8 protein-coding genes are annotated in these 12,163 nt (G+C 66.4%); 4 read left to right on the top strand and 4 right to left on the bottom strand.

What is annotated here, in order from left to right; genetic code table 11:
- Positions 1-46: 46 nt before the first annotated feature.
- On the bottom strand, positions 47-1,126 hold the full coding sequence (locus ACCD06_RS20275) for a TIGR03032 family protein (protein WP_413343022.1): 1,080 nt from the start codon (positions 1,124-1,126) through the stop codon (positions 47-49).
- A 292-nt stretch (positions 1,127-1,418) separates the two neighbouring features.
- On the opposite strand from ACCD06_RS20275, the gene ACCD06_RS20270 reads away from it, so the two are divergent.
- Entirely contained in the window at positions 1,419-3,209 is a 1,791-nt protein-coding gene (locus ACCD06_RS20270) for a hypothetical protein (RefSeq protein WP_413343020.1), read from the top strand.
- A 79-nt stretch (positions 3,210-3,288) separates the two neighbouring features.
- On the opposite strand, the gene ACCD06_RS20265 is transcribed toward ACCD06_RS20270, so the two are convergent.
- The gene (locus tag ACCD06_RS20265; protein WP_413343018.1) at positions 3,289-4,185 is read right to left on the bottom strand and encodes a LysR substrate-binding domain-containing protein; all 897 of its coding nucleotides are present in this window, start codon (positions 4,183-4,185) and stop codon (positions 3,289-3,291) included.
- Between the two features lie 123 nt (positions 4,186-4,308).
- Between ACCD06_RS20265 and katG the strand changes: the two genes are divergently transcribed.
- Together katG and ACCD06_RS20255 are read left to right on the top strand one after the other, a co-directional pair.
- The gene (katG, locus tag ACCD06_RS20260; RefSeq protein ID WP_413343016.1) at positions 4,309-6,507 is read left to right on the top strand and encodes a catalase/peroxidase HPI; all 2,199 of its coding nucleotides are present in this window, start codon (positions 4,309-4,311) and stop codon (positions 6,505-6,507) included.
- A gap of 122 nt (positions 6,508-6,629) precedes the next feature.
- Positions 6,630-6,836 (top strand): hypothetical protein, encoded by a 207-nt coding sequence (locus tag ACCD06_RS20255; RefSeq protein WP_413343014.1) that lies wholly within the window; start codon positions 6,630-6,632, stop codon positions 6,834-6,836.
- Between the two features lie 33 nt (positions 6,837-6,869).
- Here ACCD06_RS20255 and ACCD06_RS20250 read toward each other — a convergent pair whose 3' ends face one another.
- Together ACCD06_RS20250 and ACCD06_RS20245 are read right to left on the bottom strand one after the other, a co-directional pair.
- The gene (locus ACCD06_RS20250) at positions 6,870-7,562 is read right to left on the bottom strand and encodes a GntR family transcriptional regulator (protein WP_413343012.1); all 693 of its coding nucleotides are present in this window, start codon (positions 7,560-7,562) and stop codon (positions 6,870-6,872) included.
- A complete protein-coding gene (locus ACCD06_RS20245) occupies positions 7,559-10,510 on the bottom strand; it encodes an FAD-binding and (Fe-S)-binding domain-containing protein (protein ID WP_413343010.1) in 2,952 nt (983 codons plus the stop codon). Before ACCD06_RS20245 ends, ACCD06_RS20250 begins: the two co-directional genes overlap by 4 nt.
- A gap of 444 nt (positions 10,511-10,954) precedes the next feature.
- Here ACCD06_RS20245 and ACCD06_RS20240 point away from each other — a divergent pair, with 444 nt between their 5' ends.
- Complete coding sequence (locus ACCD06_RS20240; protein WP_413343008.1) at positions 10,955-12,160, top strand: pyridoxal-phosphate-dependent aminotransferase family protein; 1,206 nt, start codon at positions 10,955-10,957, stop codon at positions 12,158-12,160.
- Positions 12,161-12,163: the final 3 nt, after the last annotated feature.

Here is a 12,163-nt window from a genome sequence, read left to right as displayed (position 1 = left end):
ATCTGTCGACGCCGCACCCGCTCACCGTCCGCCATGTGGCGTCCAGTCAATTCGGAACGTCTGTTGGAGTGGTCACCGCTTCGGCCAGCGCCCGTGCGTCGAGCAGCCCCACCGCCTCCGCACGGCGCACACCGGGAAGGATGGCGACGTCGTACAACTCGTTGACGGTGTGATGGAGCCACAGCATGTGCGCCACGGTTCCACTGTCGGTGTCCACCACGGCCAAGCCGCATTGGGCGGAAACTCCGGCCCGGTTCAGGGCCGCCTCAAGCGGCAACGCGCTCAGCGTTCCGTGATCGCCGCGTGGACGCGACAGCCCGACAACCGCCCATTTCCCAAGGAAGGCCAATCCGCGCGCGAAGCCGGGGCAGAAGCAGACCGGCGTGAAGCGACCGCTTGCGTCCACCGTTCCAAGCTCGCCGGTGCCGGAATTGAGCAGCCACAGCCGGCCGCGGTGCCAGCGGGGGGAATGGGGCATCGACAACCCAGCGCAGGCAACCTCGCCCGATGGAACATCGATCAGCACGCCGCCGTCGGTCCGGCGCTCGCGCCAGCCCTCGATGACATCGCAGCGGCCCAACGCCGTCGCGAACAGCGGCCGGCCGTCTTCGCCGAGTGCCATCCCGTTCAGATGGCAGCGGTCCTCGTTGCGCAGGGCGGAAATAAAGGCGGGCTTCCAGACCGGACGGAATCCCCGGTCGGCGTCGGGAACGGCAAGACAGCTGAAGCGCGTGTTGACGAAGATCGGGACGCCGTCATGCCCGACCGCGATGTCGTGGATATCGACGTCGCCGGTCATGTAGCCCAATCGCGGCACGTAAAGACGGTCCGCGCCCGACGGCGTGCGACCGGACGGTTGCAACATATTGGAGAAGCGCCAGAGGTGGGACTGTCCGGCGACCCACAGCGCTGCCGCGTCGACACACAGGCCCTGGCAACGCTGCACCATCCGCTCATGGGCCTTCAGACGCCCATCCTCTCCCAGCCCAAGGAAGAACAGCCTGTGCGTCTCGTAGGTCGAAAATGCGATCGCGCAGCCGACCGTCTCCAGCCAATCGGGCAGGTTCGGCGTGCCCTGCAGCATGGGATGGGCCAGCACGGGATGGGATCGTTCTTCGGCTGCCATCCGACCTTTCTCCCCAACTTTTCGCGGATCATCCCGGAAGAATCGTTAGCATGCACCGCAAAACAAAATTAAATTATTAAGAGAGTAGATAATTTTCTCAAAAAATCGTTTTCTTCACAGCCAAAGATGGAGAAGACATGGAGGAATATCCACAAGCGATCGACTTAAGATGGTGAATGTCGGGGCAAGCCGCGGATTTCGCTCAGCCGAATCGGGCGGATGCCGCCCTACGCACAAGTTCTCTCTGCAGCAGCCCTGCACTGATCCGCCGCCTTCCTCAGGACACTCTTTCATGCCCGACCCAACCGCCGGTTTCACCGACCAAGCCGTTGTACTCACCCACCGAGGTGCCGCCGCCCTGGCAGACGGGCAGGAAACGCTCGCCGTTTCCTGTTTCACCACGGCAGCCATACTGGCACCGCATCGGGCAAGCATCTGGCACAATCTCGGCGAAGCGCGGCGCGCCCTGGGCCAGGCAGCTGGTGCGGCGCGGGCTTACCATCACGCCTTGCGGCTGCGTCCGGCCTACCCGAGGGCTTGGGCCGGACTGGCCTCGCTGCTGCACAGAAGCCGGCGCTTCAAGGCGGCGGCGCGGGCGTCGATGCGGGCGTTGGCTCTCGACCCAGGCTTTGCCGAAGGCTGGTCGGTCGTCGGTTCGATCCTGCTGGAACGGCGGGCAATGGAGCGCCTGCCGATCGTCCTGCATCGGGTGGTGCGGCTGGCGCCGGACAGCCCGCCGGCGTGGCTCTCGCTGGCCGGCGGGCTCGGGGATACGGCAGAGCCGACACTGCCGCTCGCCTGCGCGCGGCGCGCGGTGGCGCTGTCGCCCGACCGGCCGGCCGGCTATGTGAACCATGCCGGGCTCCTGATCAGGCAGGGCAGGCTCGACGCGGCCAAGGCGATGCATGACCGGTTGCGCCGCTTGGCTCCGCTGGAGGGATATGCCGAGGCCGGCGACAGTCTGCTGGCAACCTTGCGCGGCGACTTCGCTGCGGCGGTGTCGCTGGCCCGTCGGTCTCTGGTCCTGCAACCGGCTTCCCCGACCGCACTCATCAACCTGTCCCTGGCAGAACATGGCCGCGGACAGGCGGAGCGGGCGCGCCGCGGCAACGAGCGCGCCATGGTGCTCCATCCCGAAAGCGACGTTGCACGCTTCAACCTGTCCATGGTGCTGCTGGCGGATGGCGACTTCGCCAATGGCTGGCGTCTCTATGAATCCCGCTGGCGGATGGACCGTGTTGCCTATCCGGCATATGCCCCAAGCTGGCAAGGCGGCGACCCGGCGGGACGCTCATTCCTTCTGGTGGCCGAACAGGGGCAAGGAGATACGCTGCATTTCGTCCGCTATGCCCCGATGCTGGCCGCACTCGGTGCCCAAGTCCATCTGATGGTTCAACCGTCACTGGTCCGGCTGCTGTCGGGGCTCCCCGGCGTCGCCTCGGTCCGGGCGCCCACGGAACCGCCACCGAAATGCGATGCCTGCATTCCGCTGCTCAGCCTGCCCTTGGTGTTCGGCACCACACTGGCAACCATCCCGGCAGCCGTTCCCTATCTGCGCGCATCCGAGCAGGATCGCACCACCTGGAAACGGAAGCTCGACGGAGAGCGCCGCTTGAAGGTCGGGCTGGTCTGGGCCGGTTCGGCGCACAACGACCAGTTCCTGGCCCACATGGTCGACCGGCGGCGAAGCCTGCCGCTTGCCGCGTTGGCCCCGCTGGCCGGCGTTCCGGGCGTGCGATTCTACAGCCTGCAAAAAGGCCCGTCGGCGACCGAAGCGCCGCCGCCCGGTCTCGACCTTGTCGACTGGATGGATGCGGTTGGCGATTTCGCCGACACCGCCGCGCTTGTCGCAGATCTCGACCTGGTCATCAGCGTCGATACTTCAGTGTGCCATCTGGCCGGCGCACTGGGTCGCCCGGTCTGGATGCTGTCGCGCTACGATTCCTGCTGGCGCTGGCTGCGCGACCGGTCGGACAGTCCGTGGTATCCGACCATGCGCTTGTTCCGCCAGGATCGGCCGGGTGACTGGACCCCCGTCATCCTTCGCGTCCGCGCCGCCCTGGAGCGTTGGGCGGTGCAGTGATGAACCGGATGAGCTGATGGTGCTCCCCCTTAACCATATCCATCCGTCGATCGGTAGTGCAGCTTTGTCGGCGTAGGGATCAAAGCTCCGATTGCCGGCCAAGCAGCTCCGTCAATTTCAGGAATTGGCTGGCCAATGGACTTGTCTTGCGCCAGACCATGCCGATGGTCCGGGAGGGTTGGGGATCCTTGAAACGGACGACGGATACCGTGCCTGAACCGGTCTCCACCGCCACAGCCATTTCTGGTATCAATGTCACGCCCATACCCGCCTTGACCATCTGGACGAGCGTGGAGAATGAGTTCGCCTCCAGCGCCTTCCGCGGCGAAGAGGACGGCATGTTGCAGAAGGACAGGGCCTGATTGCGAAAGCAGTGCCCCTCCTCCAGCAGGAGCAGCCGCATCTCCCGCAGCATTTCCCTTGTTGGCACCGGCTTTTCCGCATCCTTGGCCGGGCGAACCAGCAGGAAATCCTCGGTGAACAGCACCACCTCGGTCAGCGACGGCTCCAACACCGGCAGCGCGACGATCGCGGTATCGAGCCGGCCATCGCCAAGCTCTTCGATCAGTTTCGACGTCAGCGCCTCACGCACTTCGATCTCGACATGGGGATGTTCCTGCGTGATCACCCCGATCACGGCCGGCAGCAGATAGGGTGCGATGGTGGGGATCATGCCGATGCACAAGCGACCGGTGATCCGGTTGCGCGACATCTGGGCAAGCTCCCCCAGCTGATCGACCGAGCGCAGGATGTCGCGGACGCGCAGGGATGCCTCCTGCCCGAAGGCAGTCAGCCGAATGCTTCTGCCGCCCCTCTCGACGAGTGCCGCACCCAACGCCTCCTCCAATTCCTTGATCTGCATCGACAGGGCGGGCTGCGAAACGGCACAGGCCGCCGCCGCCCGTCCGAAATGGGCGTGGTGTGCCAGCGCATCGAAATAGCGGAGCTGCCTGAGAGTCACGGATCCTGGAATCATAAGAATACCTTATCACAGCAATCACAAAAGACCATTTTACCTGATCGTACCTTAACCATACAGTTTAATCTGCTGAGCATTTATTGCCGCCACGGGAGCCCATAAGCGATTCAGGAGGGAACGATGGACGCAAGGACCGACGAGAGCGCAGGCAAGTGCCCGTTCAGTGGGGGAAGCAAAAGCCGCAGGAACCGCGACTGGTGGCCGAATGCCCTCGATATTGAGATGCTCCATCGGAATTCGGCTTTGTCCAATCCGATGGGCAAGGATTTCGACTATGCCAAGGAATTCCAGTCCCTCGATCTCGACGCGGTCATCAAGGATTTGCATGCCTTGATGACGGACTCGCAGGATTGGTGGCCTGCCGACTTCGGTCATTATGGCGGCCTGATGATCCGCATGGCGTGGCACAGCGCCGGCACTTACCGCATCGCCGACGGTCGCGGCGGCGCCGGCACCGGCCAACAGCGTTTCGCGCCGCTCAATTCCTGGCCGGACAACGCCAATCTCGACAAGGCGCGCCGTCTGCTGTGGCCGATCAAACAGAAATACGGTCGCAAACTGTCCTGGGCCGACCTGATGGTCCTGGCCGGAAACGTCGCTTTGGAGTCAATGGGTTTCAAGACCTTTGGCTTTGCCGGCGGCCGCGTGGACGCATGGGAACCGGAGGAACTTTTCTGGGGTCCGGAAGGAAGCTGGCTCGGCGACGAGCGCTACAGCGGCGAACGACAACTCGCGGACCCGTTGGGCGCGGTGCAGATGGGACTCATCTACGTCAATCCGGAGGGGCCGAACGGCAACCCGGATCCCGTTGCGGCGGCCAAGGACATTCGCGAGACCTTCCGCCGCATGGCCATGAACGACGAGGAGACCGTGTCGCTGATCGCCGGCGGCCACACCTTCGGCAAGACGCATGGTGCGGGCGATCCGTCCTTCCTCGGCCCAGAACCCGAAGCCGGTGCGCTGGAGGACCAGGGCCTCGGTTGGAAAAGCAAACACGGCACGGGATTCGGACCCGACGCCATCACCGGCGGCCCGGAGGTGATCTGGTCCCAGACACCGACGAAGTGGAGCAATCACTTCTTCGACAACCTGTTCAAGTACGAATGGGAACTGACCAAAAGCCCGGCCGGTGCGTGGCAATGGCAGGCGAAGGATGCCGAGCCTTCGGTTCCGGGCCCCTGCGCGGACTCTGAAAAGCGCCTGCCCACAATGCTGACGACCGACCTGTCTCTGCGTTTCGATCCCGTCTATGAGAAGATCTCGCGGCAGTTCTACGAGAATCCCGACCAGTTCGCTGACGCCTTCGCCCGCGCCTGGTTCAAGCTGACCCACCGCGACATGGGGCCGGTCGTTCGCTATCTCGGCCCGCTCGTCCCGAAGGAGACGCTGATCTGGCAGGACCCGATCCCGCCGGTCGATCATCCGCTGGTGGATGATGCCGACGTTGCCACCCTCAAGACCCGGATTCTCTCTTCCGGCCTTTCGGTCTCGCAACTGGTTTCGACGGCTTGGGCTTCCGCCTCCACCTACCGCGGTTCCGACAAGCGCGGCGGCGCCAACGGCGCGCGCATCCGCCTTGCCCCGCAAAAGGATTGGGAGGTGAACGAGCCGGCGCAACTCCAGACCGTACTACAGACGCTGGAAGCCATTCAGAAGGACTTCAACGCAGCGGCCGGCGGCGGCAAGAGGATCTCGCTTGCCGACCTGATCGTTCTTGCCGGCGGTGCGGCGATTGAGAAGGCGGCACAGGATGCCGGTTTGACCTTGCAGGTGCCGTTCTCGCCCGGGCGCATGGATGCATCGCAGGAGCAGACCGACGTCGACTCCTTCGCCCCGCTCGAACCACGCGCCGATGGCTTCCGCAACTATGTCAACAGCACGAAGCAGCAGTTCATGATTCCGGAAGAGGCACTGGTGGACCGGGCGGCATTGCTGCGGCTGACCGGCCCGGAGATGACGGTTCTCCTCGGTGGGCTGCGCGTTCTGGGCGCCAATGTCGGCGGTTCCAAACATGGCGCCCTCACCGACCGGCCCGAGACGCTGACCAATGACTTCTTCGTCAACCTGCTCGACATGGGCACGGAGTGGCAGCCTCCGAATGCGGACGGCATTTACGAAGGACGCGACCGCAAGAGCAAGGAACGCAGATGGACGGCCACCCGCGTCGACCTGATCTTTGGGGCGCATTCGCAGCTCCGCGCATTTGCGGAGGCCTATGCGTGCAGCGATGCGCACGAGAAGTTCGCGATGGACTTCGTTGCCGCCTGGACGAAGATCATGAATGCCGACCGTTTCGATCTGGCCCGGCCGCTCCTTTGACGCGGAAGGACTTCGCCAATGGCACCCGGCCGACCGGCGGGGCGCCTGCGTGGCCGGTCGGGAAATCGGTCTTTGCGAGCGAGGGTATGCCGCCACCAGTGAGGGAGAAGGGAGGCTCGATCATGAGCGACCGCCGGATACAAACCGATCGCGAGTGGCTGATCTTCATTGAGAAGGACATCGACACTCTTGATCAGCAAATCTACCACGCGAAATGGACGATCACACAGTCGCAGTCGGCACTTGAACGGCTGAGGGCCGCACGCGACTCTCTGCTTGCCCAGGCACAGGAGATCCTGGATCGCCTTGACGGGAAGTCATCCGCATAGGCGGCTGCTATATATGGGGATTGGCGGACAAGCTCAGGCGGCCGACGAGGTTTTCGCGGCGTCGGCACCCGACGGCGCCATCCCGGTCGCATCGGCCATGATGTCGATCTTGCGCTCCAGATGCTGGCGCAGCAGGATCGCGATCGCGGCGCCATCCCGCCGGACCAGGGCGTCCAGGATCTGTTCATGCTCGCGCACCGCCTGGTCCCACCAGTCGCGCGGCATGTCGGCGATGTAGCGGGCGCGGCGGATGCGCAGCGCCAAACCGGCGTGGGTGGCGATCAGCACCGGGTTGTTCGACGCCGTCAGGATCATGTGGTGGATGCGCTCGTTCAGCCGGTAATAGGCCTGCAAGTCGCGGCGGGCATGGTGGGCCAGCATCTCGTAATGCAGAGCGCGCAGCTCGGCGATCTGTTCCTCGGTGATGTGGGCGCAGGCCAGCTCGCCGGACAGTGCTTCCAGGCAGGCCATCACCGTGAAAGTGTCCTCGATGTCTGCCCGCGTCAGGGTGGCGACACGGGCGCCGCGGTTGGGCAGCAGCACCACCAGCCCCTCGCTGGCCATCACCTTCAACGCCTCGCGCAACGGGGTGCGCGACACGCCGAAGCGTTCGCACAGCTCACGCTCGTTGACGCGCGAACCGGGCGACAGGTCGCCGTCGACGATGGCGGCGCGCAGCCGGGCGACGACCTCGGCGTGAAGGCTGCTGCGGTCGATCAGCGTCATTCCGGTCTTCCCCCCACCGCAGCCGTCCGGTCCGCCAGCGCCTGCTCCAGCAGGATGGCGACATGCACCGCCCGCCGGCCGGCGCCGTCCTGGATCTGGTGGCGGCAACTCGTCCCGTCGGCCACCAGGATGGTGTCCGCATCGGCGGCGCGCACCGCCGGCAGCAGGTCGAGTTCTCCCATCCTCATCGACACCTCGTGATGCTCCGCCTGATAGCCGAAGGCTCCGGCCATTCCGCAACAGGTGGATTGTAGCACCGAAACCGCAAGGTCCGGGATCAGCTTCAGCACTCTTTCCACGGGCGGCAGCGCGCCCATGGCCTTCTGGTGGCAATGGCCGTGCACCAGCGCCTTGCACGCCGCCAGCGGCTTCAGCGCCAGGGTCAGCCGGCCGGCGGCGTGCTCGCGGTCGAGGAACTCCTCGAACAGCAGGGCGTGGTCGGCGATGCGGGCATATTCCGGTCCGGGCAGCACCGCGGTGATCTCGTCGCGCAGGGTCAGCAGGCAGGACGGTTCCAACCCGACGATCGGCACCCCGCGTTCGACATAGGGCATCAGCGCCTCGACCACGCGCCATTGCTCCGCCCGCGCCTGCTCGACCAGACCGGCGGTGAGGAAGGTCCGGCCGCAGCACAGCGGTCGGCCGCCGTCGGCCGGCGCCGCGCCATGGACGGTGTACCCCGCCGCCTCCAGCACGCGGGCCGCCGCGCGGGCGTTGTCGGACTCAAACCAGCGGTTGAAGGTATCGGCGAACAGAACCACCTCGCCGGCCGCGCCGGGCTTCGGGACGTCGGGGTGGCGGAACGGCGTCGCGTGCCAGCGCGGCAGCGATCGGTGACGGCTGAGCCCGAGCAGGCGCTCCGTCAGCGCCGGCAGGCCGGGGATCCGGCCGTGCAGGTTCAGCAGGGGGGCGGCGGCCGACAGCGCCGGGGCGTAGCGCGGCAGCCACGCGACCAGCCGGTCGCGCAGCGACAGGCGGGCGCCGTGCTTGCGGCGCTGGGCCAGCACCTCGATCTTCATCTTCGCCATGTCGACGCCGGTCGGGCATTCGCGCTTGCAGCCCTTGCAGCCGACGCAGAGGTCCAGCGCCTCCATCACCCCGTCGCCGGCCAGCCCCTCGGGGCCGAGCTGACCGGTCAGCGCCAGCCTCAGCGTGTTGGCCCGGCCGCGGGTGACATGCTGCTCGTCACGGGTCGCCCGGTATGACGGGCACATCACGCCGGGGTCGGACTTCCGGCAGGTGCCGTTGTTGTTGCACATCTCCACCGCGCCGAGGAAGCCGTTCCACTCCGACCAGTCCAGTGCGGTGTCGACCGGCATGGCGCCATAGCCGGGCTTGTAGCGGAACAGGCGGCGGTCATCCATGCGCGGCGGATCGACGATCTTCCCGGGGTTGAACAGGCCGGCCGGATCGAACAGCGTCTTGACCTCGCGGAAGGCGTCGACGATGCGCCGGCCGTACATCGGCTCATGGAATTCGGAGCGGACCAGCCCGTCGCCATGCTCCCCGGAATGGGATCCCTTGTATTCGCGCACCAGAGCGAAGGCTTCCTCGGCGATGGCGCGCATCTTCCGCACCTCCAGTTCCTGCTTGAGGTTCAGGACCGGACGGACGTGCAGGCAGCCTTCGGAGGCGTGGGCGTACCAGGTGCCGGTGGTGCCGTGCCGGTGGAAGACCTCGGTCAGCCGCTCGGTGTAATCGGCCAGATGCTCCAGCGGGACAGCGCAGTCCTCGATGAAGGAGACCGGCTTTCCCTCCGACCGCATCGACATCATGATGTTCAGCCCGGCCTTGCGCACCTCCCAGATCGCCGCCTGAAAGGCCGGGTCGACCGCCTCCACCACCGCCCCGGGCAGACCGAGATCGCCCATCAGCTCGCCCAGCCGGCGGAGGTTGGCGATCTCCTCGTCACGGTCTTCGCCGGCGAACTCCACCAGCAGCAGGGCGTCGGGCTCGCCGACGATGAAGCGGTCCATGGTGGCGCGGAACAGCGGGATGTCCCGGCCCAGCGCGATCATGTTGCGGTCGACCAGCTCCACAGCCGCCGGCTTCAGCCCAACGATCGCCTGCGCCGATTCCATCGCCTTGCGAAAGGTCGGGAAATGGCAGACGCCCAGCACCTTGTGCCGGGGCAGCGGCGCCAGCGCCAGCTCGATGCGCTGGAAGAAGGCCAGCGTCCCCTCCGACCCGACCAGCAGCTTGGCGAGGTTGGGGTGGTCGCCATCCAGCCGTTCGATGTTGTAACCGCCGACCTTGCGGCGGACGGCGGGAATGCGGGCGGTGATCTCATCGGCCTCGCGGGCGTGCAGCGCCTTCAGCGCCGCTTCGAGTTGCCGATGACGCTCGGTCGAGGGGGCGGAACCATCGAAGCGCATCGGGGTGCCGTCGGCCAGCACGGCGTCGATGGCGCGGACATTGTGCACCATGTTGCCGTAGCGCAGCGAGCGGGTGCCGCAGCTGTTGTTGCCGGTCATGCCGCCGATGGTCGCCTGCGCCGCGGTCGAGACGTCGACCGGGAACCACAGCCCCAGCGGTTTCAGCGCCTTGTTCAGATGGTCAAGCACGATGCCCGGCTGCACCGTCGCCGTCCGCGCCTCGGCATCCACGTCCAGGATGCGGTTCAGGTGCCGGGAGCAGTCGAGGACCAGCGCCTCGTTCACCGTCTGCCCGCACTGCGAGGTGCCGCCGCCGCGCGGCAGGATCGGCACCCCTTCCTCCACCGCGACGGCGACCGCCGCCGCCACATCCTCCGCATCGCGCGGCACGACGACGCCGACCGGCTCCATCTGGTAGATCGAGGCGTCGGTGCTGTAGCGGCCGCGCGCGAACCGGTCGAACAGCACCTCCCCCTTCACGGCGCCGCGCAGGCGGGCGGCCAGGGCGCCGTCACCGATCCGGGAGCCGCGGCGCGGCGCGGCGGTCGGGGCATTGCGGTCGTCGAGCGGCATGGCGTGGGCTCCCCTGAAACGGATGGCGACGGCGGATGGCGCGGATGGATCGCGCCGGCAGATCGTCGATTTTGCATTCAAAATTCACCTTGCGGTGAATCGTCCCTACGGCCCGATGGATCGCAACACGGGCCTCAATCGTTCGCCAGACGAACAAAATCCTTAGGGGAACGTGCGATTTCTGTCGAGACCCGGCGACAGCATAGGCGCTATTGCCGATGCACCCTTTCGGAAATGGGTAGGTCATGGCCGCAAATGACCGTTTGCAGCGCCGGCCATTCGAATGCAAAATTTGTTTGGTGGACAAACCAATCGTCTTCGCACGCCGTCGCCATCCTGCGTCCGGATCACGCGCCCGAAACACGCACACCGGCCGTGCGCACCGACACTGCCCCCAAGTCACCGACACAACGGCATCATCGACACAAGGGAGGAGGAGCCTTCATGGCCCATCGCAGCGGACGCCATTTCCTGCAAATCCCGGGGCCGACCAACGTGCCCGACCGCATCCTGCGGGCGATGGACCGGCCGACCATCGACCATCGCGGCCCGGACTTCGCCGCGCTTGGCCGTGAAGCGCTGGCAGGGATCAAGACGATCTTCAAGACCGAGCAGCCGGTGGTGATCTACCCGGCGTCGGGCACCGGGGCGTGGGAGGCGGCGATCGTCAACACGCTGTCTCCCGGCGACCGGGTGCTGATGTTCGAGACCGGCCACTTCGCCACGCTGTGGCGCAACCTCGCCGACCGCTTCGGCATCCACTGCGATTTCGTACCGGGCGACTGGCGCCACGGCGTCGACCCGGCCGCGGTGGAAGCCCGGCTGGCCGAGGACCGCGGCCACGCCATCAAGGCGGTGATGGCGGTCCACAACGAGACCTCGACCGGCGTCGCCAGCCGCATTCCGCTGATCCGCAACGCCATCGACGCCGCCGGCCACCCGGCGCTGCTGCTGGTCGACACCATCTCGTCGCTGGGGTCCATCGACTACCGCCACGACGAATGGGGCGTCGACGTGACGGTGAGCGGCTCGCAGAAGGGCCTGATGCTGCCGCCGGGGCTGAGCTTCAACGCCATATCCGAAAAGGCGATCGCGGCCAGCCGCAGCAACAAGATGCCGCGGTCCTACTGGGATTGGGCCGACATGGCCGGTCCGAACCGGGCCGGGTTCTTCCCCTACACGCCGGCGACCAACCTGCTCTACGGCCTGGTCGAGGCCATCGACATGCTGCACGAGGAAGGGCTGGACGCCGTCTTCGCCCGTCACGACCGCCATGCCGAGGCGACGCGCCGGGCCGTGACCGGCTGGGGGCTGGAGGTGCTGGCGCTCAACCCCGCGGAATATTCCAGCTCGCTGACCGCGGTGCTGCTTCCGGACGGCCATGACGCCGACCGGCTGCGCCGCATCATCCTCGACCGCTTCGACATGTCGCTGGGCGCCGGGCTCGGCAAGCTGGCCGGCCGGGTGTTCCGCATCGGCCATCTCGGCGACTTCAACGACCTGACGCTGGCCGGCACGCTGAGCGGGGTGGAGATGGGGCTGGAACTCGCCGGCATCCCCCACCGCAAGGGTGGCGCCCGCGCGGCGATGGATGCCCTGCAGGCCCGAGCCGCCGCGCAGGCGGAAAGGACGGCCGCCACCGTCGCCTGACAT

The sequence above is a fragment of the Azospirillum sp. CT11-132 genome (assembly GCF_047302835.1).
Lineage (GTDB): Bacteria > Pseudomonadota > Alphaproteobacteria > Azospirillales > Azospirillaceae > Azospirillum.
The sequence above is the reverse complement of the archived record's forward strand: the minus strand, read 5'-3'. Positions and strand labels throughout refer to the sequence as shown.